This window comes from Corynebacterium durum, from assembly GCF_030408675.1.
GTDB classification, from domain to species: Bacteria; Actinomycetota; Actinomycetes; order Mycobacteriales; family Mycobacteriaceae; genus Corynebacterium; species Corynebacterium durum.
In genome coordinates, this window is record NZ_CP047200.1 from 2,713,757 (window position 1) to 2,740,208 (window position 26,452).

Here is a 26,452-nt window from a genome sequence, read left to right on the forward strand (position 1 = left end):
TCAACAGTTTAGAGCCTTTACCCGACCAAAGCCCCTTCGACAGCGCTGCAGCCCCTGCAGCAGCACCCCGCATCTAGTCAATGATCATACCGTTAGCAGGGAAAATAAAGCGACCCTCATCGCCTCAACTGTGTCTCAAATTTATAAAAATGAACATCGAATGTTCCCCCGTATGAACATCGTGAAAGCGTTGCACACTATGCAGAACTCTAGGCAGACTCACCCACCGCCTCTCGCGCCATCAGAATATGGTTCCAGCGACATTTGGGGCACACCTCAACCGTATGCACAGTAAACGTGAGACCGCGTTGGACAAATGCCACAATTTCGTCTTCGTTCCGAGCAGTCCCTGACATGCGACCGAGTTCATCGCCAAACACCCACAGCACTTCTCGCAGCTTCGGGCTTTCGCAGATAGGGCAAAGGCGCCCCACCTGCTGTCCATGAAAATTAGCTGCGGTGACCAGCAGAAAATCAGCGTCGCAGACCGTGTCACGCGTAATGGCACCCTGTCGCCACTGCACAAGAAGCTGCCTGCGGGCTAGCCTATGGCTCACTTCGCCGCGATAAACAACCATTCCGCAAGTGTAGCCGTGTCCGGTGTCGCGTCACTGCCGTTGGACACGCACCGCTTATCGACGCCCAGCACGCCCTTCATCACAATCAGCCCAAGAAAGCATCAACTACAGCTTTTGACATAGATGGGCTGCATGTATGCACACACGCAGCTACACAACCATTAACGCGGATGTGCCGATACCTGCATATACGTGGAAGAGTTTATTGTCCACAACTAAATATCACGACAAACAGTTTTGTTAGCAATAAGAAAAAAGCTTAGAATAACTAAGGTTTTTATAAGAATGCTTTAGGCGTGCACACGGTTACAGTGACCGGATTTTCTACCCCCATTAGCTACCCCCGTTTTTCGATGCCGCAGCCATCGTTGCAAGGCAAATTGTGAGCTAACTCACACGTTCGCAATCGGTTCAGAAAACTAACACTCGCTGCGGAAATCGCGCCTGCCTGCGCCTTTCATGAAAGAATCTTCATCGAAGGGGGACTTTTTCCCAGAATTATTGAATTGTCTACAATTTTACATTGACATAAAGCTGTCAAGGCACCTAAATCATTTATGATCCTAGTTTCTACCATCAACCAAATATGACTACGATAATGGCCATGACCGCCGCTACACCTGAATCAGTTGCCGCGCAGATCCGTCCTGCTCTGACTCAACTTTATGTGATGTATTTCCGAATGGCAGAGCAGTCCGATCTGACCGGCCCGCAACTAACTATTATGACCCGGCTGAATAACCTGGGCGCTGCACGCATCAGTGAAATTGCACGACTGGAGGGCATCCGCATGCCCACCGCCTCTAACGCACTCCACCAACTGGAGCAGCGTGGCATGGTCGAACGCATTCGGGACACTGAAGACCGCCGAGGCGTTCGTGTGACTCTCACCCCACTGGGAAAGAAGGAACTAGAACGCGTCGGTGACGAGCGCACGAAGCACCTGGCAGATATGTTGAGCAGCTTGCCGCCAGAGCACCTGGAAATAGCAGCCGATATCGCCCCGATAATCGAGCAATTGGCCGAATCCTACACCGAACGGATGCTGGCTAAGCGCAGCTAACATTCCTTTGTCCAACACCCCAGGACTACAGCCTTTAAGGCCAAACCAATCTCGCCTTAAAGGAAATGTATGCCACTGGGGCTTTATTCTTTTTGCCACAATACTTGCTCGGCGACAGTCACACGCTTTCTGCTGGCAAAAATGCTATCAGGCAGAGTCGGACATGAGATTTCCTTTGCTGTGGCTTAACGTTTCCACATTAAAACCTAGGCACTACCAGTACTTTTGTTCCCCTTCAAAATGGCTTTGAACACATATTTTTGTTCCCTCAGACTGGATTGACCACCAGATTCGGACGATTCAGTTAGTACCAGTGGAGAAACTGGTACTAGTTAGGAAACATCAGATGTGCTTAGGAACGAGGTTCTTTTTCAGCATCAGCCACAGCACCCCTGGGGTCAGGCATCGCGTGTAGCACTGTAAGGCGACGGTGGGGGAAGATATACCCATGGCCGATAGTCACCCCGAGAACACTGACTCGCTATCACGCATGGATCCACATGCGGAGTTTGATCCGTTGTTTCGCCTTGAGCGCAACCGCACTTCCACCCACAATGCGATTTCCTATGCTGTGGCGGTCCCAGCCATAACTTTCTTGGTTGCCTTTGTCATTGCCATGATTTCCAGGACTATGGGAGGGCCGCTATGCAACGCGGGTGTGTCCACATGGATTTGTTCGCGGACGTTTGAGGTACTGTTTCCGGCCATCCCTGGAGCGGTGGCCCTGGGTGGCACACTTCTGGGTGCATGGATCACGTACCGTGTGTGGGCGCATTACGGACGATGGCGTCCCTGGCTAGCAATATTATGGGTGCTCGTACCCTTCACGCTGCTGTGGATGACGAGCTTTGGCACGATGCTCATTATTGGTCACCGCTAGGCACCGGCATAGTACTGACATAGTGCTGCTCGGTGCCTGACGCCGTGTGGTGAAAGTGGCCTAGCTCGTCGAGTCCAGTACGACTTCAAATTCCAGCAGCTCAGCCTTGATGGCCACTGGTGCCGGCTTCTCCGCTGGGTCACCTTGGTGGGCTTTACGGGCATCACCATCACGCCACGCCACGTAGGATTCTTCGTCCTCCCATTCTGTGAGAACGAAGTATCGTTGTTCGCCAGCAGTGGGGCGGAGAAGTTTGAAACCTTTGAAGCCGGGGGCGTCGTCAACCACATGCTTGCGGGCAGCAAAGCGTTTTTCCAGCTCAGGCCCCTGCCCTTCAGGAACGGTGAGGGCGTTTATTTTGATAATGCTCATGCGGCACAGCTTACTCTGCATGCAGGTTAGCGTGAATGATATTTAAACACTCGGGGTTGCCACAGTAGCGAGTTTCGGGGTTGTCATAGCAGTCGGGACACATGAGTCGGAGTTCCCGGCAGTCCTCATTGCCACAGTGCTCGAATTTGTTACTGGGGGCTCCACAGTGAATACAGTGCCCAAGTTCTTTCGCGTCGGTGCCAAATTCCATGTGCATGCGACGGTCGAAAACGTAGAGTGACCCTTCCCATAGGCCCTTGTTGCCGTATTTTTCGCCGTAACGGACGATACCGCCATCGATCTGATAGATCTCGTTGAAGCCTCGGTTTTTCATCAGGGCAGAGAGGATTTCGCAGCGGATACCTCCAGTGCAATAGGTGATTACCGGCTTATCTTTCAGGTCGTCGTATTTGCCTGATTCGATTTCCTGAATGAAGTCGTGCGTGGTGTTTACATCAGGGACAATGGCGCCTCGGAAGCGCCCAATCTCGGCTTCCATGGCATTGCGTCCGTCGAAAAACACAACATCATCGCCGCGTTCTTCGACGAGCTTGTTTACTTCCTCCGGTGTGAGGTGCACGCCACCGCCAACAACGCCGTGAGCATCAACTTCCAGTTCATCGGCGGCACCGAATGCGACGATCTCATCCCGAACCTTCACGCTCAGTCGTGGGAAGTCGTCCGCGCCCCCTTCGGACCATTTAAATTCCATACCTTTAAAGCCCGGATATTCTTTGGTCACACGAGCATAGCGTTTACAGGCTGCAATGTCACCGCCAACTGTGCCATTGATCCCATGCTTAGAGATGAGGATTCGGCCGGTGAGGCCCAGTGATTCACACAGCGCGCGTTGCCACAGCATCACGGCCGTTGGATCAGCGATGGGCGTGAACTTGTAGTAAAGAAGAATCTTGCTGATAGCCACAGATATCAAGCCTAGTACGCAGTGACCAACCGCGGGCAGCCGCGTTTGGTGAATTACCACTCCCCACATACATAAAATAGGATAGGCTTGCCTTTATGTCTGTACGAAACACGCTGTACCATGCCACAGTCAAGGGTATGCGTAAGCTTTCCAGCGCACGCATGGACTTGCCCGACGTCGATATGAAAACCGACCTGGTACGTGCGCGCGTCGTCAGCAATCAGGAGCTGGCCCCACAGCTGCGACGCCTCACCCTGACAGCACCGGAGTTTGCCTCTGTGACATTAACCGGAGCCGATGAGTATGTCGGATTGCTGATGCCGCGCCAAGGAAAGCTCACCATGCCCGATCCGACCATTGCCAACATTCGTGCGGCCGTGAAAGAGATACCCGAAGACAACCGACCGTATTTACGCTGGTACACGATCCGGGAGTTACATCGCGACACCGCCGAAGTTGACATAGACATTGTCACTCACGGTGACAGCGGACCTGGTTCCATCTGGGCAGCAGCGGCCGAACCCGGTAGCGACGTCGGCGTGCGGTTCATCGGTGCCTCCCACTATCCACACCAGGGACCCCAACTGTATGTGGCTGACCCCACAGCCATGCCAGCCCTGCGTGCAATCCTCGCCGACATGGATGCCGATACTCGTTCCAAAACCCACGTAATCTGCGTCAGCCATTCCGACGATCTGCTCGAACCAGGTGAACTTCCTGATGTCGCCTCATTCACGCGTATCGATGCCGCCCCAGCCACCGCGCCCAGCGCGCTCACTGACGTTTTCGCGTCACCACCGTGTGACGTTGATTCCCTGACCTATGCGTGGCTTTGTGGGGAATCCTCTATTGCCACGACGGCGCGTCGCCTGTTGGTCAAGCAGGGCATGGATAAGAAAAAGATCTTCTTCTCCGGATATTGGAAGTTAGGGGTTGAACGATCCTAATAGCCGTTCCACTACATAGCCCAAGAAAATGCGCTCCTAGTTAGGCGTCCTCAATCTCCAGAAGGGCTAGGGTCGAGTGCTTGCGATCAAAGCACTGTACCACCGCAGCCCCTCCAATGTAGTCTTGAATGGTTTGCAGCATTTTTTCCGGCGTGGCCAGCACCATATGGAAGCCAAATTCGTTGAACACATCCATACCGCGGCGTGTGAACTGTGAATCGGCGCGGTCGAATGCCTCATCAAGGATGACCGTGCCAAAGCGGGAGAACTGCTTGCCGTCGTGCTCAATCGTGCAGTTCTTCGCACGACTGGTACTCAGCCCAGCACCAGTGAGTTGATACCGCAGGGCAGCGGCAAGGCAGAAGAAGACCAGCTTCTGTGCCTGTCCGCCGGAGAGCCCTTGGGCGGAGTCATACACAGCACCACGCGTCCCGTCGGCATTGTGCTCCACTCCCAGGAACGTCACATGCTTGCGGGTGTCCAAGCGCAGACGGTAAATGCGTTCGGGGGTTTCGTCGGTGATCTTCAACATCTCGATCACCGCCCGCAGCTTGAGAAAACGCTCTTCACTGGCCAGAGTGGATTCGTCATTTAGCACACCATCCACCACTTCTTTGAGCTTGGCCATAAACTCACGCGCCTCGGCGGGCTGAGATTCCCGAACTTCAATCTGCAGGTGAGTATCCGGCTCGAACTCGGCGGCCATCAGCGAGGCATTGATGGGTTCGATACCGTCGCGAATGGCCTGGGTGGCGCGTTGAATCTGTAGCAGCAGACGGTTCAGGTTGTTTTGCGTTTGGGAACGCAACAGCTCCAAGAAGCGCGCCTCGAATGCCGGGAGGTCATCATTTTCCAAGCGATGCAGCAATGCGATGAAGTCCCCGCGATACTCCTGTTCAGGGAACAGGTCTCCTCGCCGTTCCGGCCATTGTTGCAGGAATTCAAGCATCACCTGTGCGGTTTTCCGCTCCTGTTCGTGGAGTTTCCTGGCCAATGCCTGCTGTGCGGAATTCAACGCATCCAGCATCTTCTTCTGCACGTCCACAACGTTATCGGCACGAATTTTACGAGTGAAGGTTCCAACAAGCTCATTGAGGCGCTGTACGACCTCCTCAGGAACACTTCTGTTGATTTTTTGGCGTTCCTCCAGTTGGGCAATCAACTCCTCGGCTTGACGGAGTTCCCTGCGCAAACCACCCAACACGTCACGCGCCTCATCTTCTTGCTGTTTGAGTTTCTCCTGCTCAAACACCACACGATCCCGCTGGTCTTGGAGGGTCTTCAATTCTGGGTTGCTGTCGGTGAGTTCATCCACCACGGTTTGCCGCTGGCTGACGGCCTGTGCGGCTGCGGTTGTGTCAATCGCCGCGAAGTTTTCCACAGCAAGAAGGGTGTTACAGGCGTGGTGGCGGGTTGCCTCTTCTTTGACGGAGTCCTCGAATCCCTCGGAATCCGCGAAGCGTTTAGCCAGTTCGGCTTTTGCCATCCGAATCTGCTCACGTAGGGAATCGATTTTGTCATCGTAACTTGTGCTGAGCACCCAGCTGGAGCGGTCGTCGATCTGCGTGCGGTCGTCTTTTTCGTGGCGGAAATCGTTTCTGAACTGGCCGTTTCGCGTCACCGCCCTGCGTGTTTTGCGCAACTCGGCCACCGTGTCCACACACTCGTAGTCGAAGCGAGAGGATAGTTCGGATTGCAGCCAGGTAAAAAACCGTCCTGGTGTGACGTCAATTTTAGAACCTAAGCTACCCGCGGCAAAGGAAGACGGGATGCGCCGCGCCAGATCAGAAGTAAACCGGATGTAGACCAGCCGTGCCCCCAGATTCATCGCATCAATGGCATCGCTGACGCGGGCATAGTATTCCTCCGGCACAATAAGGGTGCGGGCAAAGCCACCAAGCACGCGTTCCGCCGCAGGCTGCCAATTGGTTTCGCTGTCGCGCATGGTCAGCAAATCAGCCACAAAAGGCAGCTCGTTTTCCTCGATCTCCACAAATTCCGCTACTCGACGCCGCGCCTCCAGCAAACGCTGGTCCATAGGGGACCGGTAGGTACGCACGAAATCCAGCTCTTGTTGCAGGCGCGTGACCGTTTCCTGCGTGGTGTTTAATGCCCCATACAGCGCCTGCCTGCGTTCGCTGTATTTTGATGCCTTGAGGACCAGTTCCGTGGTGAGTTCCTGCAACTGCAGGCGCAGATTCGTGAAGTCTTCACTGGTATTGGGAACAACAGCACCAACCACCCTGGTTGATTTTTCGAATAGTTCCCGAGCAGATTGGATGCTTTCTAGCTGTTGCTTGGCTTGAGTGAGGTCATGCTGGGCTTGAAGCAACCCAATATTTTCATGCCCATGAATCTGCACTTGGAGCTGATCATAGGTGGTTTTCAGATCCGCAGCCTGGGTGGAAATATCCTCCAAGGTGGCTTGCTGCACGGCAATGTCACCAGTGATTCTTTCCCATTTTGTTCGTTCCAAGGCGAGCCGATGGTGGGTGACGTATGCATCAAGATGGGTTTGTTCTTCTTCACGGAGCGTTGTTTCTGCGGTGAGGCGCGCAATATCCTCGTCAGCGCTGCGAATGGGCTCCAGTGCCTCAATTTGCATCCGCGCCGTGTGTACCCCCTGGTAGGCGGCGTTGAGTTCTGTGAACTTTTCCACGGCATCAGCTGCCGTTTTGAGGGTCGGTGGTTCGGGAAGCATGAAGTCTCGCATGAGTGCATTCAGATCCCCCAAAGACTTCGCTGATTGTGTGCGGTGGAGCAGGGTGAGCGCTGCTTGGTCGGCGATCCCGAGTTCCCTGCGGAAGACGTTCATAAAGGGGGAGTGGCTGCGTTGAACAGCCAACGCATCCTTGTGCTGCTGTTTGGCCTTACGCAAGTCAAGACCTTCTTTTGCGAGGTCATTAAATTCCCACAACTCAGCAACGCGGGGTACAAGCACAAACAGATTCACAATATCGGTGGGTTGATGGCAATGCGCACTGAGGAACATCAACCGTAGGGCGGTCACTGTTGCCCCTTCACCGTCCTCGTAAGTCAACGCCACCCCAGACCAGGTCGCGCCGGTACGCAGGTAGGACTGGGTGAGCTCGTCAATGTCCTCCGAATGCTCTCGACGCCATGCACCGCGGCAATAGGTAATCAAGTTACGGCCCGATTTAGTGCCGGGATCCTGAGCCGCTGCGTTGAAACGCATGGTGCTGGGCGGAACGAGGACGGCAGACACGGCGTCGATAAGCGTGGACTTGCCGGATCCGGACGCACCAGTGACCAGGTAGCCTTCCCGTGCCACCGGAACTGTATGCACGCCGCTGAATGTGCCCCAGTTGTACACCTGAATTGATGAAAGGCGGAATTGACCTGGGATTTTATTCATGAGTTACGGTCTCCCCACTGTCATCATCGTCATCATCCAGCAACGATGCGAAACTATCCGACACCGCCGCAACTTCCTCTGCTGTGAAAATGAGCCGCAACACGGGTGAAATTTCAAACCGGTCTTCCGTGGTGGTGGTGCGCACAATGGACCGATCTTTCATCTTGTTCCATGCAGCCTGAAACTTCTTCCTCTGCGCGGCCTTGTCATTGCCCGCCGCAGATTGGTAGGGCAGTGTTGCTTCAAATACCTCTTCCTCCCCGACCACGGCGCGCTCATTTGGGCTGGTCATCACCAACATGTGCCGCAGATGCAGAAGCACAACAGTCTCCATGAACGTCAGGGGGTGTTTGCGCATGAGTATGCGCGAGCCCTCGATATCTGTATCCCAATTTTTTGCGTAGGCCACGCCAGCGGAATCGTCGACAATTAGCGTTAAAAATAGGTTGTCCAGCTGCTGCGCCAGCACCTCGCGGTTCGCCGACACAGTGCGGAAAATTTCCGGTTGCTTATCTACCGAAATAAACGGGCCACGCAACAGGGCCGCAAAAGCCTGCCGCTGAGCTGCGGTGAGGGTGCCCGTGTCAGTTTCGTGAAGCTGCGATATCTCCGGCCCCGATGAGGTTTTCTCCACTCCATGCTTAGCCATCAGTATGCATCCCTTTGGTCGCAGTTTCGCTCACAGGCACTAGTCTTACGTGACGTTGATCCTGGCCTAGTTCCGCAAGGCTCTTCGGGGTAAAGCGATACCGCAAAACCTTTGCACGTTTAGTCCGCGTGGTATCGGCACCCCCGTCATACTGGGAGTCTTGGGAGGTGTCCCACGTTACATATTCAGTGCCACCAATACGTTCACCATGTTGCATAGCTAATTTCAGCACTCCCACTACACTAGCCAGTCCCTGGGTTGCCGGATGGGTTTTCAGTACATCCCCAACAGTGGCTATCTGGTGTTGCGTCAGCACCGAAACAATGTTGGCCTGCAGTTCCGCCCAGTCGATCTCCGAATCTCGCACTCTGGCCTGCAGTTCCGCTAAATTGGCTACGTCAGCCGGAGCCACTTCCATGTCACCTTCAATGTGGAAATCAGCAGGATCGTGCAGCACCCACGTGGACATGGAACTGGGATGTCGTGAGGTCAGCTCCAGATCCACACCAATTTTTGTGGAGGGGTTTACCTGGTGTCCGAGCCGCAGCGCCAATGCTTGTGCGTGGTTAATGGCGCTGGCCAGCGCCTGCTGGGACTCCACCTCGCGGGACTGCACGAAACGACGTAACGACCGTGCAAGACTGGTCATCGAGTTATGGACCTCATCTGAAGGTTCCTCAAGGTTGCGCAGCAACCAGCGCAGTTCAGCCCGCTGATCGGTAGAAAGATCCTCCACAAACGGACGGGAGAGAATACTTTCCAAAGTGGATTCCAAACGCGTCGATTGCTCACGATCAAACAACAACTCGTAAAAGCCGTTGAAGGATTTTCCCTCGTCCGAATCCTGGATTACATCAACGCCACGGAATACATTGTCTAGGACCTCGGCCGCCGACAGCTCGTCGACCAGGATCTGCTCACGTAAATTCTGATCCAGCTCCTCCGTGGCCTGCCGCACGCGTGCGAAATCACTGGGAATATCCGCAACAAGTGACAAAATATTCTCCACTTGCTCCCGTGCCTCATCTTCCGAAATCACATCCACACCGCGTTCCTGCACCAACGCAATGCGGCGTTCAATCTGCTTTTTTTCTTCTTCAAGGCGGGCCAGTACATGCGATTCGTCAGGGTCGGTGTCGATGGCTAGGCTGGTCAGGCGTTCCGCGACCGTGCTCAAACGCGACCGTGTTGCCGACTTCCGGGGTTTCAGCAGCACAGAGATGTAATCCAATGCCGTGATCGCATCTGTAGAGAGTTCGTAAAATTCCTCCTGCATCCCCTGCGGGCTTCGACGAATAAGAAAGCCAGCTTTCACCCAGTCGCTGATATACCCCACGGCATTTCGTGGTAGATCAAACCCCTCCTCCCGCAGTTCCACGAGAAGCGGATTCAGTTCTTCCACAAATTCCGTGCCCGTCACACTGCGCCGCTGACCATCAAAAACAGATCTAAATACGGCGGCAATAGCTGGCGCGTTGGACGAACGCAACAGCGACCACGCCGAACTTTCCGACGCCACCCGTTGACACTGCAACGCATCCGCGACAGCATTTACCGAGGACACAATCAACTCCCCATTCCAGGCCATCCACGTCCACAACTCTGTTCAAAACTAACACGACACCCCCGGCTCGTGGTCGTTTCTTACACCTACATTGCTTATCGACGCCCCCGGCCACCCCCGCCCCCGACCCAGCACAGGAATGTCCTCACCGTTTTCGGTAGAGAGACTTCACTTGGTATTCCGGTTCCGAGGTGACCAGAACGCCCAGATTACGGAAAATCCCCTCGTCCACCGGCCCCAGGATAGTGGTGGTGTGGACATCACACCCTCGAAGATTTTGCAGCTGATCCAGGGCCCTGCGGGATTCCTCGCTCGTCCCCGCAGACACCGACAGCGCAATCAAGACCTCATCAGTGTGCAAACGTGGGTTCTTGCTTCCAAGGTGAGTGGTCTTGAGTGTTTGGATGGGTTCGATGGAGGCGGGTGACAGCAGGTCCGTCTCGGCGTCGATACCCGCCAGGTGCTTCAGCGCATTGAGCAACATTGCGGCAGAACATCCGAGAAGTGGCGATGTTTTTCCTGTAATGATTGTCCCATCGGCGAGTTGGATAGCAGACCCTGGATCACCAGTCGCAGCCGCAATATTCAGAGCTGGCTGCACCACGGCGCGATCACCTGCGGCAATGCCGGCCTTGCTCATAATCATGGCGACGCGGGAGGACAGGACGTCGTCAAGCTCCCCGCGGCGTTCCTCCACCAGAGCCTTGTAGTAGCGGCGAATGATCTCCTGCTTGGCGGCCTCCCGGCAGACCTCATCATCGGAGATGCAGTAGCCAGCCATGTTTACCCCCATATCGGTGGGGGACGCGTAGGGGGAATCACCGGAGAGTTCTTCCATCAGAAGCTTTAGCAGCGGAAAAACCTCAACGTCACGGTTATAGCTGGTCACCTGCTCTCCATAGGTGGCGAGGTGGAATGGATCAATGAGGTTAATGTCGTCCAAATCGACGGTGGCTGCCTCGTAGGCGAGATTCACCGGATGTTCCAATGGCAGATTCCAAACAGGGAAGGTCTCAAACTTGGCGTATCCGACGGGAATGCCACGCTGATGCTCGTGGTAGAGCTGCGACAAACAAGTGGCCAGCTTCCCAGAACCAGGTCCCGGCGCGGTGACGACAATCAAGTCTCGTGTGGTCTCAACATAGTCGTTGACACCAAATCCATCTTCACTGACAATACGGCGAGTATTTGCCGGATAGCCAGGGATAATGCGGTGACGTGACACCTTCAATCCGAGACGTTCTAGGCGTTCCTTGAAGGCGATGGCAACGCGGTTATCGTCCTCCAGCTGCGTCAACACCACATTGTCCACCAAGAAGCCGCGCTCGCGGAACACATCGACAAGGCGGAGCACATCCTCCTCGTAGGGGATGCCCAGGTCAGCGCGCACTTTTTGACGCTCCAGGTCTTTGGCGTTGATGCACACAATGATTTCCAGCTGGTCTTTCAGCTGCTCCAGCATGGCGATTTTGTTGTCTGGCGTAAACCCTGGCAGCACCCGTGAGGCGTGCATGTCGTCGAAAAGCTTGCCACCCATTTCCAAGTAGAGTTTGCCGCCAAAGTCTTCCCTGCGCGCTTTAATGTGTTGCGACTGCAAGGCGATGTATTTTTCACGGTCAAAACCGATGGGTGTGTGTGGTGTGCCGTCCGACATTGTGCAGCGCCCTTCGTGCGTAAAAGGTCCAGTAACACTAGGATTCTAGCGCCTGACAGAAATCAAGGCCACTTGCAACAGGGCTCGATGCACCACTTGTGGCGATGATCGCGGGGAGCTGGCACGAAAGAACGTGCCGCGGAGAAACGTCGCGGGGGCACCCTTGAGGGGCACTCTCACAATGTCAACAAAGCGGCATGAGGAGATTCCTGGGGGTACGTGGATATATAGCCCCCACCCCCACCCCCAAGCCTGGGCAAACCATAGAGATTGCCACATATTTCACAAAGACCCTTAACAGGCCAGTTAAGTTAGGATAGCCTTTAATAAGTCAGCTAGATACTCTAGGCGCGTAAAGGATCGCGTACGGGTCCTTGATGTGGCACCGCACATAACTCCGTACGCGCTCGCACATCAAGGAGGAAAACGCACATGGCCAAGGTCAGACGTCAGGTACCGCACCCAGACGAGATTTTTGAACTGCTGAAGTTCAAAAAGCCAGACCTCAATCTCAAGCACGCCCGCTTGGAAAAAGCACAAACCATTGAGGACTTGCGGAAAATTGCAAAGCGCCGCACCCCATCAGCCGCGTTCGACTACACCGATGGTGCAGCCGACGACGAAATTTCGATGAACCGTGCCCGCCAAGCCTTCAAAGACGTGGAATTCCACCCGTCCATCCTCAACGATGTCACCAACGTAGACACGTCCTGCGAGATATTCGGTGGCCCCTCCGCGCTTCCTTTCGGCATCGCACCAACGGGCTTCACTCGTCTGATGCAAACCGAAGGCGAACTGGCCGGTGCTTCAGCGGCAGGCAAGGCTGGGATTCCCTTCTGCCTTTCCACCCTGGGCACCACCTCTATTGAGGACGTCAAGGCTGCCAACCCCCATGGGCGGAACATGTTCCAGCTTTACGTCATGCGGCAGCGAGAAATCTCCTACGGGCTGGTGGAACGCGCCGCAAAAGCCGGTTTTGACACCCTATTCTTCACCGTGGACACCCCCGTCGCGGGTGCTCGTCTACGCGATAAGCGCAACGGCTTCTCCATTCCGCCGCAGATTTCCCTGGGTACGGTGCTCAATGCCATCCCACGTCCATGGTGGTGGTGGGACTTCATCACCACACCAACCCTGTCCTTTGCATCCCTGAGCAGCACTGGCGGCACCGTCGGCGAACTCCTGAACTCCGCTATGGACCCCTCCATCCAGTTCTCCGACCTGGAGGAAATTCGCTCAATCTGGCCAGGCAAGCTCGTGGTCAAGGGTGTTCAGAACGTTGAAGACTCCAAGAAGCTCGCAGACCTTGGTGTTGACGGCATCATCTTGTCTAACCACGGCGGTCGACAGCTCGATCGCGCTCCCGTGCCCTTCCACCTCGTTCCCGAGGTTGTCCGCGAGGTGGGCAAGGACCTCGACGTCGCTATGGACACGGGCATCATGCACGGTGCCGATATCGTCGCAGCTCTCGCGGTGGGTGCCAAGTTCACCTTCATCGGTCGCGCATACCTCTACGGCCTCATGGCCGGCGGCGAAGCTGGCGTAGCCAAGACCATTGAGATCCTTTCGGAGCAGGTCCGCCGCACCATGCAACTGCTGCAGGTTGAGACGATTGACGAACTCGGACCCCAGCATGTTACACAGCTCACTCGCCTTGCGCCCCGCAAACTAGCCAAGGATACACACGTTCTCTAACCCTGTATTCTCGCGTATCGACGCCCGTCCGAACCCGCGATCCATCGTAGGTTCGGGCTTATCTTACGATGGGGCGGCAATCTATCGGCACATAACTGTTAAGTGCCGGTAGATTGTGCGAGAATGGGCACATAACTGTTAAATGCCGCTACGCCTCCAGCATCACCACGATAAATCACACCTGCCTATACCGCTGTTTCGGACTCCGACCGGCCTCTGTCGGCTCAAGCACCCCAGTTGACACCAGCTGCGCGAGCGCCTTCTGTACGGCACTTCGACTGAGTCCCGTGACCGCAGTAGCTTCAGCCGCGCTGATAGTGCCGCGGGCGTCGAAAAGCTGTAACACCTGGTCACGCGCAGTTAGTGCTTTCGGGTTTGGTGCTGCACCGACTTGATGCCTGGGCAAAACCAGGGTGAGTGATGTCGCTGTGGTGCGCACCTCCGGAGCGGGAAACGTGGCGTCGGCAAGCAAGCGCTGCATCGCGGCAAAACCTAGGCCACTACCTTTAGCCACTGTGGGTCCAACGAGTTCGACGAGTCGCCTGTTGCGCGTCGGGTTCAGTCCTTCTTCCCCCAGTTCACGCGTGGTAATGGCGCCATATAGCGCACCCGGATTTGTCACTTCCAAGCGATCAGTAAACACCCGCATCTGCACCGGATAGGCGCGCGCCAAGGGAGAGTAGTCGCGATGCAACAGGGCGTTGGTCACAGCTTCCCTAATTGCCCCCTGCGGATACTCAGGCGCATGGTGTTTCACCAGGTCAATGCCCTGGTCGATCAGAGCAGCGATACTGCCGCTCAGCACCACGCCGTCCGTGTAATCACGCTCTGACGGGCCAGCATAGATCCCGACCGTCGCCGTGAGCTGGGGATAATGGTTCTGAGGATTCGTACCCATCGTTAACATCGCAGCCAATGTTGGAGTGCCGTTGTTCACAACACCAAGACTCTCCAAGGCCTGCGCGGTACCAGCAGCAAAAAGGTCCGGGCGAAGGCGCTCTTGACGATTCACAAAGGGCCGCAGCATCGCCTCGTCAAGACTCGCACCAGGAATGGGTTCCTCATCCCATGTGGGCTGGGATTGTTCCGCAACATAATGATCAATATCGTGAGCAAGCAACGGAACATTGTTGTCTGCCGCGCGCTGAAAACTCCCGTCGTAGAGTCCTCGTTTCTGCACGTAACACGGCTTATCGCGCGGAAACATTTCTGGAACCTCAGCCACCAGAACCGATGTCCCATTGGTCAGAGTATGAACCTCAGCCTGCGCCCGAACTGTGGGCATAAGCTGCTCGCACCGGCTCAGCAGTTTATCGCGCGCCCGTTCCGCAGCGAAGCCTGGCACTGGCTCAAAGCCGTCTCGCACCGACAACCCAACAATGAGCGTTCCACCACGGCTATTTGACATCGCACTCAGTGTTTCCACCACCTGCTTGCCGACGCCCACCCGAACTTCAACGTCCAACCCTGCCGTACCCGTGACCCTAAGCCGACGGATCAGCTGCTCCAGTTCCTGCGTATTCATGCTGCTTATAAGCTTAGCATAATACTTAGTAATAATGACTATGTATGTACTAAGTAGCTAGCTTTGCTGATGAAGCACCGACGACATCCCACACGATGGACACAGATGGACATATAGGGTGCCGTCCATCCAGTCGACCAATATGCCCCACTGAAGCTGCGCGAAAAACATCATGTCTCTTCCACAGTCAGGGCAAGTTGGGTACTGCGGGCATTGAATCCACCCTGGAAAACCACCAACAGTACTGCCCGACCACGGGCAGCTAGCCGAAAAAGGCGGCACTGGTTGCTCGCTGAGTTGAAGTTCCACACGGCTTAACTCGTCGCAGAATTTCTTATGATGCGCCTTGTCCCCTTCAGTACTGACCATCTGCGCGGTATCGGCATACATTGTTCCGTACGGTTGAATCAACTCAGCATCACCACAAGCGGTAAAGCGTGTGTACAGTGCCTCCACGTAAAAAAGGCAATTCATGCAGGCCATGACGGTAATAGTGTGATTTATTTTCACATGCTGGAGGCGCAGGTCAGTGCCATCAAACAGGAAAAGGATTGTTAGCTCACTGCCGCACGTGCCGCATCGTTCGCTACAGGGAATCCCAACTTTCACACCCACACCTGGTGAAACCGCATAGGCAGTATCAAACACTAACTCGTGGGGTTGCCCATCGCTGCCAACAACCCAACCTGCTTCATACGTGAAGTTGTTCGGCCCAAACGTCGTGGCAACAACCTCGTCGCCCTGCATAACCAAACACTCCAAGATCAGCGCTTGCATTCTGGGGTCGTTGGCGGCGTCATATCGAGACAGCAGCTCGTCACGAACATCCGCCGCAGCATGGTAATAGATCATCGCTGGATCGTATTTCTCGGCCGCCAGTGCTGCTCGTGGAATCTCATCCGGTATCGACCAAAAACTTTGAAGGTACGTATCTGCCGGGGAATCCCACCCATCTAATTCCTCTAGGTTATCCAAAATATACTGCACTTTCTCCGCATGATTCGACATGGTAATCATGCTACCTTTCTGATTACCTGACCCGCTTGGGGCATTACAATGTGCACATGCCCGAAGGTCATGTCATTCACCGCCTTGCCCGCGAGCTCAACCGTGATTTCAGTGAAGCACCACTTCACGTCAGCTCGCCGCAAGGACGTTTTCGCACCGAGGCAGAGCTTCTCGACGCCCACCCACTGGCGGCAGCAGAGGCATGGGGCAAGCACCTATTCATCGACTTTGACACCGACCGACCCGAGCACATCGTGCACATCCATCTGGGACTCATCGGGAAACTGCAGATCAACCCGTTAGCCGAACCGGTGGGAGAGGTTCGCTTTCGCATGGCCACCGATGAGCTTGCCGCTGATCTGCGCGGACCACAATGGTGCCGATTGATTACAGACGGCGAGCGGGACGCGGCCATCGATAAGCTAGGCGGTGACCCACTGCGGGAGGATTCCGACCCGGACGCCACATGGATGCGGCTGCGCAGGGCGTCGCGAAGCATTGGGGCGCTGTTGATGGACCAAAAGTTGTTTGCCGGAGTGGGCAATATTTACCGTGCTGAGACGCTGTTCCGACAGGGAATATCGCCGTTTACCAGCGCAAAAATGCTAGACCGTGGGGAGTTTGACGCGATATGGAGCGATCTTAGTGAATTGATGCGTGACGGGGTTGATGTTGGACGGATTGACACCGTACGGCCCGAACACACCCCCGAAACAATGGGGAGGGAACCGCGCAAGGATGATCACGGCGGCGAGGTATATGTATATCGGCGGGCAGGCCAACCATGCTATGTCTGCGGCACACCCATCAGCGAAACCGTGATGGAGGGTCGCAACCTTTTCTGGTGCGAAGGCTGCCAACCATCGCCATAGACACAGCAGGTAGAATGTTTACTATCTCACCTTCTTCGAAAAGAAAAGCTAACTGAGCTGCCACGATCCAGAGGACAGGGCCACGCAGGCCACTACAGCGGAAACACTTTGCGCGACAGCACAGCACGAGTGCTACTATCAGATTTGCTAAAACAGCTTCTGTGTGAAGTTTCCAACTCTTCTTAAGGAATCCTCTTATGACAGTTCAACCCAATGCGCCACTTGGGGGCAAGCCTGACAACAACCTCATCATGGCCATCATCACCACCGTGCTGTGTTGCGTTCCCGTTGGCGGATATGCAATTTACCTGGCAATCCAATCTGATCAAGCCTGGAAGAATGGAGACGCCGCCGCGGCGGCTGAGTTTGGCGCCAAAGCCAGGCAGTTTTCTATTTACGCAGTGATTGCTGGCCTTGTCGTTGACGTCCTGTGGGGCATCTTCAGCTTTGTTCTTGGTGGAGCAGGTTCCTCCTAACCCACCACCACTGTATGCTTACCCCTGTGAATACCCACAGCATCACGCAAGCACTGGAACGCACACCTGCCGGTCCAGTGCTTGCGGTATGTGGTGCAGTGTGCGGGTGTTTTGTGTTGAACTGGGCCGACCCAACAACGCCCGGAGGACCAACTCCACTATGCCCAACCAAAGCCCTTTTTGGCATAGACTGCCCTGGATGCGGCACTGCCCGTGCTTTGTATTCCCTCACACACCTTGATGTATCCGCCGCCGTGCGCTACAACATTCTGGCTGTAGTCGCAGTGATTCTTGTTGGCTGGAGTTGGTGCGTGTGGCTCGGCAGAACCCTGGGCAAACGCGTCCCCGACTGGTCACAATGGCGGTATGCATCCTGGACAACCGCCGTTGTTGTGTTTGTATGGTTTATCATCCGACTGTTGCCGTGGGAACCGTTCGCAAGTCTGCGGGTGTAACCAGGGACATTATGAGGCGGTTGCGCTAGAATTCAACCTGTGAGTCCACGTAACTTATCTCGTTTTACCTGGCCTGATGACGACCTTGCTATCAACAACTCTACGTCTACCTACGAGCTGATCACACAGCTCGTTATCATTCGGGAAAACCGTGGAATGACCATTGATCAGGTCGCACAGCGTATGGGAGTAAACAAGTCCACCATCAGCCGTTTCGAGCGCGGAAACACCAATCCAACAATGAAGACCATTCGTCGCTATGCCGAAGCAGTGGGGGCGTATCTCGCAACCGTCGCTGTGCCTGTGGAGGATAACGGCCCGTGGCAAGATTTACTGTTCAATACAACCGACGCCCTGGAAAACAGCGACTCAATTGCCCCTAAGGAACTGCTTGATTAGCTAACTCCATGGCGAATAACGCGCTCAGGCAAGGAAGACCTGGCGGAGAAAGTGACGATTAACGCCTATCCGCCGAAAGTATCCATAACCCACTGCCCAACACCAAGCAGTAACAGTATTCCAATTATCGCAAGAATAAGGCACGCCGTAACAAGTGTCCTGTGCCATGGAACTCCGGCTTTAACAGCAAGCCAGGCTCCCAGCATAGCGCCCAGCGTATTGAATAATAGATCGCTAATATCGGAGTATCCGACGCCGAGAATAAACTGCGTAATTTCAATACCAAGACTGAAGAAAAAACCTATGACAGCGGAACGCCGCACGGCTCCGCGTACTGGTCGTACGGGTTCGCCTGCTGTACTGGACCACCGCCCATGCATTACCCACCACACACCAAGAAGAATTCCCAGTGGAACAAAAAGGGTAAGGTTTCCCATGGTGTTAAAAAGCGGATTGAAGAAGCCTCGCACCCGGAAAAAATCATGGAAAGGGATGAGTTCAATGGATCGCGTGCGGTGCACACCGGTTCGCCACAACCCACCAATAGTGAGCATTGTTTTCAATTGGGTAAACCCGAGCGTCGCCACAAGGTAGGTTCCTATCGTCAACTTGAGGAACCTAAGGCTTGGTGGGGCACTTATCTGCATAACGATCGATCGTACCTCAGGTTTCATGGGGAGCTTCAGGTCGTAGCTGTTGTGTTGACCGTAAACGTGACCAGGTGTGATCTTCACTAAGTGAAGTTATGGCGTAGCCCATAGCAACGTTGACACCTCAACAACTATGCACGGTATTTCCTTGATTGCCTGCCATCTTCACAGCAGTTCAGACAGGACCATATTGTTACATGATTGGCCTTCTTCCAATCTTTCACACAAAGTATATGAATGGGATACGTAAACAATCATCGCAATACACAACGTGACTTGTATAAATTAGATATTCGACTAAATCAAAATTGGGGTTAGCTCAGATTCATGCTATTATCTCCAATGATAGCATCGATATGGAATCAGAACTGCTTGCAATGCAAACAGCAATGGAGGAGTAGGTTCTTAATCTGCAAGAATAGCAAAATCGCCTGAAGTGGATGCAAATTTTGCATCAAATATCGCGCAGTTAACCTCAACACTTCCTTTGCTTGTATGCTTCCGTAGTCCATGTGGAAACCCATGTAGGCACGCGTTTTATGACAAGGGGTCTACCCCCAGCATTACGCACGTCGCCAGTTATGCAAGCAGCTATGTCCCATAAGCACATTGACCCAATTTTTGTATGCAAGGAAGGGCTAGATCATGTCTGTTATCCAGGTATCTGGTCTGGTAAAAAATTTTGGGAATTTTCAGGCTTTAGCGGGACTAAATATGTCAGTGGAGGAAGGCACTGTTCATGGTTTTTTGGGCCCTAATGGCGCAGGAAAATCCACGACAATTCGCACATTATTGGGGCTATTACATCCAACCGCCGGTAAAGTCCGAGTGCTAGGAAAAAATCCGCTTCAACACCCAGAGATTTTACGTCGTGTCGGCTATGTTCCTGGCGAGGTTGCTCTCTGGCCTGCGCTTACAGGGTTAGAAACGTTGAACGCACTGGAATCGCTGCGTGGGTGGACTGTTAATCTTCGTCGGCGCGTGGAATTAATCGATGCATTTGACCTAGATCCGTCGAAGAAGGCACGTGATTATTCGACAGGCAATCGCCGTAAGGTGTTGCTTGTGTCTGCGTTATCCGCCGATGCGGATGTTCTTATTCTGGATGAACCAACGGCCGGGCTTGACCCTTTGATGGAACAGGTGTTCATGGAACAGGTACAGATCGAGCAACAGCGCGGAGCAACAGTGCTGCTCAGTAGCCATATTATGAGTGAGGTGGAACGATTATGTTCACACGTCACTGTGATTAAGCGTGGCGTAGCGGTGGAGAGTGGGCGTATAGATAGCTTGAAACATCTTTCGGCCTACACTGTGACCGCGACTTTTCCTTATGGTATTCCACCTGAGTTAGCGGTTCTCCCGAACGCAACGGTGGCACCTCCTGTTCTCACGGTGACAACAACTCACGACAATGTGTCTGCGTTGCTTCTGCATATCATCACTCGTAGCGGGCAAAATATTAGCAGTACGCCAGCCACGTTAGAGGAGTTGTTCCTAAGCCATTATGAGGCTGATACTTAATGCTGCATAATATCGCGTACGTTAGTACATTGTATTTCCGTTTGCGTCGGAACTATTTAATAACCTGGATTGTGTCTCTTCTGGTACTGACAGCCACATTTCCCATATCTTTTGAGTCGTATTACCCAGACTTGGATACGCGCACAGTTGTCGTTCACACAATGCAGAGCACTATGAGCACCCGAGCAATGTACGGGGTACTAGAGGACCCCGGCACAATTGGGCAGATGGTGGCGTGGAATGGTGGGGCATGGATCACTGTTTTGTGTTCCGTGATGGCCATTTTGTTGTTTAATTCTCTCTACCGCATTCCCGAGGAAAGCGGGCATAGTGAATTGATTCGGTCGGTTGGAGTGTCCCATACGGTGATGTCAGCGGCCACTGTGGTCGTTTCTTTGGTGACTTCTGTTGTTATCGGAGCAGGCACTTTTGTTGTCCTGTGGATGGAAATGCTCATGGTAGATGAACTCACTTTCCGGGGAGCTTTATCCTTTGGAATTGTGGCATCATTGACGTTCATTGGTAGCATGTTAATTGCTGCGATTATTTCGGCACTGCTTCCATCGGCGTTATTTGTCAATCGCATTGGCCTGTTGTCCATTGCGGTCGCTTTTATCATGCGAGCCATCGCAGATATTGAAGATATTTCCACTCTCAATTGGTTATCCTTGTTGGGTTGGCGGAGTGTGATAAAGCCATACACGAATGACAGCTTAAGTAACGCGGCGCTCTGCCTACTCCTATGCATCAGCCTTGCCGTACTATGGGGCTTTTTGGAACTTCATCGTGAATATGGAACGGGTCGTATTCCTGCACGCTCTCGGGATGCTATTCCTCCACGTAATGTGGGTGGAATGCTGCGTTTGCGGTGGGTATTGGAGCGTGGGCAGTTAGCAACATGGGGAGTCGCGGTTATGATAATGAGCGGTTTCCTTACATCTCTTACGGGTTCGCTGAAGGATTTGTTCGACAACGAGCAGTTTGGTGCCATGATGAAGGAAAGCATGAGAACCACCGACCTGCAATCGGGCTTCCTTTCTCAGACTGTTCAGATTGTGGGAATCCTTGTCGCTATTGCCGGTGTTCAGATGGTTCTTCGACTACGTATAGAGGAGAAGGAGCGCCTTGTTGATCTCATGTGTTCTACGGGTATTCGACGCTGGACCCCTTTAGGTTCTGTGACCGTTACTTCTTTAGTAGCTACGTTATTACTTATGGTGGCGGGGGCTATTGCCTCGTTGTTTGGCGCACGTTTTTCCGACGATCCGGGTTTAGCCATGCGGTCACTTCTGTACGGCTTTTTCGGCGAAGTAGGGCCTGTCATTGCAATGCTCGGAGTTGCGGTGGTATTTGTTGGGGCATTGCCTCGTTATGCCACGTTGGCTTGGACACCGTTGGTGTATTGCGTGGTGGTGGTATTTCTGGGTGATACGTTGAAACTTCCCGAATGGGCGATGGATTTGTCTGTGTTTAATCATCCGTTGTTTGCCGATGAACTCACCACACGCGGCTGGATTCCCGTTGCCATGGCGTTCGCTGGTATTGCTGCAAGTGGTGTTGGTATTGTCGCAGCATCGTGGCGGGAAGTTCGCTAGCCCCTGCACCATGTCAACCATACCAACGCGTATCGACGTCCCATTCACCCGCATTTTTGAAATCGAACTGGACCTGCAACGTCAGGTTTCAGGCACGCGCAAAGCGACGTGCGGCCTCAATCACGGAGGCGCGTCGTCTAGCATGTTCTTCCTCGGTAGGCTCGCCCGTTAACATACGTGCGACTTGGGGAGCGGCGAACCACCATCCCGCGAGGGCAAGCACCAAAAAGGCAATATGGTCTGCGTCGATGGAGTTGGTGAGCACTCCTTGGCGTTGCCCGTCTGTCGCTGCCGCCGTTTTTTCTTCATACCGGGCACGCCGTGCCTCCTCATTAGGCACGTCCTTACCAAAAGCGAGACCTTCCCAGTGCAGAAGGCGTGTGAGTTCGGGTCGTTCACGGTGGTAGTCGTACACGTGTCCGGCGTAGTCGCCAATGTCGTAGGTGGCAAAGGAGTCAACGGGGATTGCCTGCGCGACTTTGGCTAGTTCTTCTTGCAGCACTCTCGCCAGCAGTTCCCGCTTGCCGCCGAAGTAGTTGTAGATGCGTTCTTTGTTCACACCTGCTTCCTTGGCAATGCGCTCTATCGTCGTGCCATCTGGGCCGACGGCGGCGAATTGTTTTGTCGCAGCGTCGAGAATCTTTCGTTGTGTTCCTGCTGTGTCCCACGCCATCCTCTTGTCCTTTCCAACGGTAGCGTTGCATATTTTACCGGACGTTACTAGACTCCTTTTCCAACGCAACCGTTGGAAAGTAGGTCATCATGCACACGTCCGACCATCCAGCACGGCGTAGCACGGCAGCCGCGTTGGTCATCACCGCTCTTTTCGTTCTTACACAGCTCTACTCCGCCATCCCCCTCATTGGTCCTGTGAGTACCGACCTTGGCGGAAACGCCACGTTTACTCTGTCCACTTCGTTCAGCCTGTGCTATGCACTAGGTTTCCTCATCTGGGGTCCCATCGCCGACCATTACGGCCGCCGCGCCTGCCTCCTCACTGGTATCGCCTTGCTCACCGTTGCGACCCTGAGCTGCGCCGTCACCACGTCTCTCGGCTCGCTTGCCGTTGCACGGTGCATTCAAGGCATTACCGCAGCAAGCTTTGCACCCATTGCTCTGGCCTATCTCAGCGATTCCACACCACCCGCCTGGAGAGGAACCGCAATCGGTGCGATGTCCACAGCATTTCTTGTCGCTGGAATATTCGGGCAAGTCACAGCCCAAGCGATCACAGAGCGCTGGGGGTGGCATTGGGTGTTTGGCGCGAGCGCACTGATCCTGTTCATTTGCGCGGGAGCCATTGCGGTCCTCATGCGGGACCGCACCACTCGCACTCCATACAGTTCGCTTATAGATCAATTCACCAGGGTAGGTGCCCTCTTGACCACCCCGACCATTCTGCTACTCTGCAGTGCACACGTCACCCTGTTATTGGTCTTTGTCGCCATGTACACGGCACTAGGGCCGCATCTTGTCACCCTCGGATATTCTCCCTCGGATATCCTCATCCTGCGGCTTGTTGGCTTGCCGGGTATGTTTGCGGCACTTGCGGTAGGGAAGCTATCACAGCGATTCAGCACAATTACCCTCGCTCGCGCGGGGTTTATCCTGGGTGCTGTGGGGCTCATCCTAGAAGCATGTATGCACACATCCATCACCGGAATAGGTGCTGCCAGCCTTGTCTGTGTCACTGGCGTTGCTGTCGCCGTAGCCACCATGATCACATTGTTTGGGCAGGTCGCCGCACCGAATCGCGCCACCGGCATGGCCATTAACGGGCTGGTCCTTTTCCTTGGGGCCAGTATCGGGCCACTTCTAGGCGCGGCAGGACTCAGCTTTTCCGCCCTCCTATTGGTACTGGCCGCGCTGTATTGCTGCGCGGCCCTAAGTCTCACCGTCGTGGCAAAGTTGCTTTAGCGAGCAACCTCCACGGTACCTAGCTGAACGGTACCCGCTTTCAGCGCAATTGGCCCTTGAGCATCCTTTGGTATGCGTCCAATTTCCCTACGCTGCATACTGTCTTTGCCCACGTTGTGGGCAGTGGACACGAGCGCGGTCACCGCCCAGGTGCCGTCGTCACGAGGTTCGAGCCACGGATCCGCAACGGCCACTTCGACCATGTTGAAGCGTGCGGATACAGTCACAGTTCCCCGATAGTGACGCACCCCATCAGCAGTTTCCGAAGCCTTGTCCCGTGAAAAACTCAGGCGATCAGCACCCTGTTTAGCTGCACCATTCGTGGGGTTGACGCCGCCGCGCGTGTTTTTGGCAAACTGCTGAACTGCTGCGGCGTCGATAAGCAGGTCAGGCGTCGCAGCGGCGGGTGTATTGGGGCCAGCATCCGGCGAGTAGGATATCGGTACGAAAAACTCCTGGCGAGCGTCCACCGAACCAGCACCCGGGTAGACATACATGCCCCATTTATCACCCGTCGTATTCGCCGGTGGATCCACCACAACCCGCGCCGTGAAGGTACCGTCAGCGTTCATCGCCTGTGCTTGCCGCGCGATGGAACGCCGCATATCGACGGACCCCGCAGGTATAGAATCCAGCGTCCCTGCGGGCATTACCCACGCCATACGATCATGGGGGTGTGTGCGCACGGAACCCGGGACACCTTCGCTGGGCTTCCAGTGCTCAGGAAACGCACCATAGAGTACAAACAATCCGTTTGGGACCCCAGGCGGAACAGGCAGCACGAAGCCGCCACGGTTAGCATTCGGATCGAAGCCCGAACCATGAACAAGAAGGACATCACCACGATGCATCGTCTTGCCCTCAATGGAACGGCCTTGTTCATCCGTCACACGAATCTGCGGTGACTCGTTGACCTGCGGAAAGATAGGTAAATTATCAGGAACCACAGGCATTGCGACTGCGGCAGGAGCGGCGGCCACGACAACGGCCAACGCTAGGGGAAGGGCAGTGAATGATCGCATAAACTTAACCTACCCTTACACGCTAGAGTCCGGAAGGTGATTTCTGCTAGTCTCGAACAAAATTTCGACGATATAACTATTGGTGTTACTGGTTGGCAGTATTCTTGCCAGCTAACACCTGATACTCTAAGCAGGTGAGAGGAGGAAAACATGGATAACATCACAATATCGGCAGACCTTGACCCGATGCTGGTAGCTGCGTATTTCATTGCCATTGATGAACTACGTGAGGACGCAGACGTTACACAACTGAAGCTTCATAAGCTTCTATATTTTGCGCAGGCGAATTACTTAGCTAGCACAGGCTATCGCCTATTCGCATCAGACATTGAAGCATTTGAGCATGGCCCTGTTGTAGAAGAAATTCGACCACATTTCAAGCAATATGGTCGGCAAATAATCGTCTCAGCCGATGATGCAGTTGCACATAACGCAACCCAGGATGCCAAGGAACTTCCTCTTGATGTTATTGAGTTCCTTGATGCCGTATGGCAGCGTTTTGGCCAGCTCTCTGCATCGGAACTTCGTCAGATCTCACATGATGATGCTCCCTGGGAAGAACACTACGATCCTGGTCAGCTGCACAGTGTGATTCCCGATAAAGAGATTCAGCAGTGGTATCGCAATGATACAACAGCCGATCGTCAGGTATATCACCCGCGTATATTCCGCGTGACTGATACTGATTTAGACAATCTTGACGCACCTCTCTCAGAAGAGGATCTCGCTCAGTGGATCACATCAGCATGATGCCACCGTGGTCAACTGTAGAACTTATTTCCGCAGATCATCAGTGTGATTCGTTCACAAGCGGTGTTGAATCCGGCATTGATGACTGGTTTAAGAAAGCAGCACTTAATGAACAGCTCAATCACCGCACATCAACGTGGGTGTGTCGTGACGACAGTGGCAAGATCATTGCGTTTTTCTCCCTTTGTACTGTTGTATGTGACTTAAGCAATGCCAGCAAGCGTCACCAAAAATCATTATGCGGGCAGGGCACAACCGTGGCGCCCGCCACATTGCTTGCAAAGATGGGTGTGCACCGTGAGTTTCAGGGCAAGGGTTTAGGCAGAGCGCTCGTTCTTGAAGCTTTTAGACAAGCCACGACGGCGGCTGATCAGGTCGCATGTAGATTGCTCGTAGTTGACGCGTTGACCGATGATCTCGTCCCATTTTATGAGCGTATGTTTTTTACCAGGATCGGCCAACAACGACGGCTGATGATGAAAATGTCAAAAGCACGCGAGATTATAACGGCGGTGGATGGAAGCAATTAGCCCCCATCCACCGCTCCCACCAAGCC

25 protein-coding genes are annotated in these 26,452 nt (G+C 54.1%); 13 read left to right on the forward strand and 12 right to left on the reverse strand.

Features of this window, described 5'->3' with window-relative positions; genetic code table 11:
• Positions 1-209 precede the first annotated feature (209 nt).
• Positions 210-578: a DUF5318 family protein gene (locus CDUR_RS12580; RefSeq protein WP_006061714.1), complete on the reverse strand. Its 369-nt coding sequence runs from the start codon at positions 576-578 to the stop codon at positions 210-212.
• Positions 579-1,182: 604 nt separating this feature from the next.
• Here CDUR_RS12580 and CDUR_RS12585 point away from each other — a divergent pair.
• Entirely contained in the window at positions 1,183-1,641 is a 459-nt protein-coding gene (locus tag CDUR_RS12585) for a MarR family winged helix-turn-helix transcriptional regulator (protein WP_040358484.1), read from the forward strand.
• A 448-nt stretch (positions 1,642-2,089) separates the two neighbouring features.
• Entirely contained in the window at positions 2,090-2,521 is a 432-nt protein-coding gene (locus tag CDUR_RS12590) for a hypothetical protein (RefSeq protein ID WP_006061711.1), read from the forward strand.
• A 60-nt stretch (positions 2,522-2,581) separates the two neighbouring features.
• Here CDUR_RS12590 and CDUR_RS12595 read toward each other — a convergent pair whose 3' ends face one another.
• Positions 2,582-2,893 carry an antibiotic biosynthesis monooxygenase family protein gene (locus CDUR_RS12595; protein WP_179418457.1) on the reverse strand — a complete coding sequence of 104 codons (312 nt, stop codon included), beginning with the start codon at positions 2,891-2,893 and terminating at the stop codon, positions 2,582-2,584.
• Between the two features lie 10 nt (positions 2,894-2,903).
• Complete coding sequence (gene trhO, locus CDUR_RS12600) at positions 2,904-3,818, reverse strand: oxygen-dependent tRNA uridine(34) hydroxylase TrhO (protein ID WP_179418458.1); 915 nt, start codon at positions 3,816-3,818, stop codon at positions 2,904-2,906.
• A gap of 95 nt (positions 3,819-3,913) precedes the next feature.
• Between trhO and CDUR_RS12605 the strand changes: the two genes are divergently transcribed.
• Positions 3,914-4,765, forward strand: a complete 852-nt coding sequence (locus tag CDUR_RS12605; protein ID WP_179418459.1) for a siderophore-interacting protein — start codon at positions 3,914-3,916, stop codon at positions 4,763-4,765.
• Between the two features lie 40 nt (positions 4,766-4,805).
• Here the strand turns inward: CDUR_RS12605 and CDUR_RS12610 are convergent, their stop codons facing one another.
• The 4 genes from CDUR_RS12610 to CDUR_RS12625 form a co-directional block, all read right to left on the reverse strand.
• Positions 4,806-8,141, reverse strand: coding sequence for an ATP-binding protein (locus tag CDUR_RS12610; protein WP_179418460.1), 3,336 nt, complete (start codon positions 8,139-8,141; stop codon positions 4,806-4,808).
• Positions 8,134-8,790, reverse strand: a complete 657-nt coding sequence (locus tag CDUR_RS12615; protein WP_179418461.1) for a DUF4194 domain-containing protein — start codon at positions 8,788-8,790, stop codon at positions 8,134-8,136. Before CDUR_RS12615 ends, CDUR_RS12610 begins: the two co-directional genes overlap by 8 nt.
• The gene (locus tag CDUR_RS12620) at positions 8,783-10,378 is read right to left on the reverse strand and encodes a DUF3375 domain-containing protein (protein ID WP_179418462.1); all 1,596 of its coding nucleotides are present in this window, start codon (positions 10,376-10,378) and stop codon (positions 8,783-8,785) included. Before CDUR_RS12620 ends, CDUR_RS12615 begins: the two co-directional genes overlap by 8 nt.
• 121 nt (positions 10,379-10,499) lie before the next feature.
• A complete protein-coding gene (locus CDUR_RS12625) occupies positions 10,500-12,008 on the reverse strand; it encodes a DUF1846 domain-containing protein (protein WP_179418463.1) in 1,509 nt (502 codons plus the stop codon).
• 432 nt (positions 12,009-12,440) lie between these two features.
• On the opposite strand from CDUR_RS12625, the gene CDUR_RS12630 reads away from it, so the two are divergent.
• Positions 12,441-13,703, forward strand: a complete 1,263-nt coding sequence (locus CDUR_RS12630) for an alpha-hydroxy acid oxidase (RefSeq protein WP_179418464.1) — start codon at positions 12,441-12,443, stop codon at positions 13,701-13,703.
• Between the two features lie 175 nt (positions 13,704-13,878).
• Here CDUR_RS12630 and CDUR_RS12635 read toward each other — a convergent pair whose 3' ends face one another.
• Both CDUR_RS12635 and CDUR_RS12640 read right to left on the reverse strand, forming a co-directional pair.
• Positions 13,879-15,228 carry an RNA/DNA-binding domain-containing protein gene (locus CDUR_RS12635; RefSeq protein ID WP_179418465.1) on the reverse strand — a complete coding sequence of 450 codons (1,350 nt, stop codon included), beginning with the start codon at positions 15,226-15,228 and terminating at the stop codon, positions 13,879-13,881.
• Positions 15,229-15,285: 57 nt separating this feature from the next.
• Complete coding sequence (locus CDUR_RS12640) at positions 15,286-16,245, reverse strand: hypothetical protein (RefSeq protein WP_290207925.1); 960 nt, start codon at positions 16,243-16,245, stop codon at positions 15,286-15,288.
• Positions 16,246-16,292: 47 nt separating this feature from the next.
• Between CDUR_RS12640 and CDUR_RS12645 the strand changes: the two genes are divergently transcribed.
• The 4 genes from CDUR_RS12645 (at position 16,293) to CDUR_RS12660 (ending at position 18,438) form a co-directional block, all read left to right on the forward strand.
• A complete protein-coding gene (locus tag CDUR_RS12645) occupies positions 16,293-17,108 on the forward strand; it encodes an Fpg/Nei family DNA glycosylase (RefSeq protein WP_179418467.1) in 816 nt (271 codons plus the stop codon).
• 197 nt (positions 17,109-17,305) lie between these two features.
• Positions 17,306-17,584 (forward strand): CD225/dispanin family protein, encoded by a 279-nt coding sequence (locus tag CDUR_RS12650; protein WP_179418468.1) that lies wholly within the window; start codon positions 17,306-17,308, stop codon positions 17,582-17,584.
• A gap of 26 nt (positions 17,585-17,610) precedes the next feature.
• On the forward strand, positions 17,611-18,039 hold the full coding sequence (locus CDUR_RS12655; RefSeq protein ID WP_290207930.1) for a DUF2752 domain-containing protein: 429 nt from the start codon (positions 17,611-17,613) through the stop codon (positions 18,037-18,039).
• A gap of 39 nt (positions 18,040-18,078) precedes the next feature.
• Positions 18,079-18,438 (forward strand): helix-turn-helix domain-containing protein, encoded by a 360-nt coding sequence (locus CDUR_RS12660; RefSeq protein WP_179418470.1) that lies wholly within the window; start codon positions 18,079-18,081, stop codon positions 18,436-18,438.
• Positions 18,439-18,503: 65 nt separating this feature from the next.
• Here CDUR_RS12660 and CDUR_RS12665 read toward each other — a convergent pair whose 3' ends face one another.
• Positions 18,504-19,172 (reverse strand): VanZ family protein, encoded by a 669-nt coding sequence (locus CDUR_RS12665; RefSeq protein WP_179418471.1) that lies wholly within the window; start codon positions 19,170-19,172, stop codon positions 18,504-18,506.
• A gap of 561 nt (positions 19,173-19,733) precedes the next feature.
• Here CDUR_RS12665 and CDUR_RS12670 point away from each other — a divergent pair.
• Complete coding sequence (locus tag CDUR_RS12670; RefSeq protein WP_179418472.1) at positions 19,734-20,612, forward strand: ABC transporter ATP-binding protein; 879 nt, start codon at positions 19,734-19,736, stop codon at positions 20,610-20,612.
• 173 nt (positions 20,613-20,785) lie between these two features.
• A complete protein-coding gene (locus tag CDUR_RS12675) occupies positions 20,786-22,207 on the forward strand; it encodes an efflux permease Rv1217c-related protein (protein ID WP_179418473.1) in 1,422 nt (473 codons plus the stop codon).
• A gap of 88 nt (positions 22,208-22,295) precedes the next feature.
• Here CDUR_RS12675 and CDUR_RS12680 read toward each other — a convergent pair whose 3' ends face one another.
• Positions 22,296-22,880 carry a TetR/AcrR family transcriptional regulator gene (locus CDUR_RS12680; protein WP_179418474.1) on the reverse strand — a complete coding sequence of 195 codons (585 nt, stop codon included), beginning with the start codon at positions 22,878-22,880 and terminating at the stop codon, positions 22,296-22,298.
• An 89-nt stretch (positions 22,881-22,969) separates the two neighbouring features.
• On the opposite strand from CDUR_RS12680, the gene CDUR_RS12685 reads away from it, so the two are divergent.
• On the forward strand, positions 22,970-24,124 hold the full coding sequence (locus CDUR_RS12685; RefSeq protein WP_179418475.1) for an MFS transporter: 1,155 nt from the start codon (positions 22,970-22,972) through the stop codon (positions 24,122-24,124).
• On the opposite strand, the gene CDUR_RS12690 is transcribed toward CDUR_RS12685, so the two are convergent.
• Positions 24,121-25,146 (reverse strand): HtaA protein, encoded by a 1,026-nt coding sequence (locus tag CDUR_RS12690; RefSeq protein WP_179418476.1) that lies wholly within the window; start codon positions 25,144-25,146, stop codon positions 24,121-24,123. The genes CDUR_RS12685 and CDUR_RS12690 overlap by 4 nt on opposite strands.
• 150 nt (positions 25,147-25,296) lie before the next feature.
• On the opposite strand from CDUR_RS12690, the gene CDUR_RS12695 reads away from it, so the two are divergent.
• Complete coding sequence (locus CDUR_RS12695; protein ID WP_179418477.1) at positions 25,297-25,896, forward strand: Panacea domain-containing protein; 600 nt, start codon at positions 25,297-25,299, stop codon at positions 25,894-25,896.
• On the forward strand, positions 25,878-26,426 hold the full coding sequence (locus CDUR_RS12700) for a GNAT family N-acetyltransferase (protein WP_179418478.1): 549 nt from the start codon (positions 25,878-25,880) through the stop codon (positions 26,424-26,426). The genes CDUR_RS12695 and CDUR_RS12700 overlap by 19 nt, the downstream gene beginning before the upstream one ends.
• The last annotated feature ends 26 nt before the right edge of the window (positions 26,427-26,452 follow it).

Bases quoted from the DNA above. Each gene is read 5' to 3' on its own strand.
- CDUR_RS12580 (WP_006061714.1), bottom strand. From the start codon at position 578: ATGGTTGTTTATCGCGGCGAAGTGAGCCATAGGCTAGCCCGCAGGCAG.
- CDUR_RS12585 (WP_040358484.1), top strand. From the start codon at position 1,183: ATGACCGCCGCTACACCTGAATCAGTTGCCGCGCAGATCCGTCCTGCT.
- CDUR_RS12590 (WP_006061711.1), top strand. From the start codon at position 2,090: ATGGCCGATAGTCACCCCGAGAACACTGACTCGCTATCACGCATGGAT.
- CDUR_RS12595 (WP_179418457.1), bottom strand. From the start codon at position 2,893: ATGAGCATTATCAAAATAAACGCCCTCACCGTTCCTGAAGGGCAGGGG.
- CDUR_RS12605 (WP_179418459.1), top strand. From the start codon at position 3,914: ATGTCTGTACGAAACACGCTGTACCATGCCACAGTCAAGGGTATGCGT.
- CDUR_RS12610 (WP_179418460.1), bottom strand. From the start codon at position 8,141: ATGAATAAAATCCCAGGTCAATTCCGCCTTTCATCAATTCAGGTGTAC.
- CDUR_RS12615 (WP_179418461.1), bottom strand. From the start codon at position 8,790: ATGGCTAAGCATGGAGTGGAGAAAACCTCATCGGGGCCGGAGATATCG.
- CDUR_RS12620 (WP_179418462.1), bottom strand. From the start codon at position 10,378: ATGGCCTGGAATGGGGAGTTGATTGTGTCCTCGGTAAATGCTGTCGCG.
- CDUR_RS12625 (WP_179418463.1), bottom strand. From the start codon at position 12,008: ATGTCGGACGGCACACCACACACACCCATCGGTTTTGACCGTGAAAAA.
- CDUR_RS12630 (WP_179418464.1), top strand. From the start codon at position 12,441: ATGGCCAAGGTCAGACGTCAGGTACCGCACCCAGACGAGATTTTTGAA.
- CDUR_RS12635 (WP_179418465.1), bottom strand. From the start codon at position 15,228: ATGAATACGCAGGAACTGGAGCAGCTGATCCGTCGGCTTAGGGTCACG.
- CDUR_RS12640 (WP_290207925.1), bottom strand. From the start codon at position 16,245: ATGATTACCATGTCGAATCATGCGGAGAAAGTGCAGTATATTTTGGAT.
- CDUR_RS12645 (WP_179418467.1), top strand. From the start codon at position 16,293: ATGCCCGAAGGTCATGTCATTCACCGCCTTGCCCGCGAGCTCAACCGT.
- CDUR_RS12650 (WP_179418468.1), top strand. From the start codon at position 17,306: ATGACAGTTCAACCCAATGCGCCACTTGGGGGCAAGCCTGACAACAAC.
- CDUR_RS12670 (WP_179418472.1), top strand. From the start codon at position 19,734: ATGTCTGTTATCCAGGTATCTGGTCTGGTAAAAAATTTTGGGAATTTT.
- CDUR_RS12675 (WP_179418473.1), top strand. From the start codon at position 20,786: ATGAGCACCCGAGCAATGTACGGGGTACTAGAGGACCCCGGCACAATT.
- CDUR_RS12680 (WP_179418474.1), bottom strand. From the start codon at position 22,880: ATGGCGTGGGACACAGCAGGAACACAACGAAAGATTCTCGACGCTGCG.
- CDUR_RS12685 (WP_179418475.1), top strand. From the start codon at position 22,970: ATGCACACGTCCGACCATCCAGCACGGCGTAGCACGGCAGCCGCGTTG.
- CDUR_RS12690 (WP_179418476.1), bottom strand. From the start codon at position 25,146: ATGCGATCATTCACTGCCCTTCCCCTAGCGTTGGCCGTTGTCGTGGCC.
- CDUR_RS12695 (WP_179418477.1), top strand. From the start codon at position 25,297: ATGGATAACATCACAATATCGGCAGACCTTGACCCGATGCTGGTAGCT.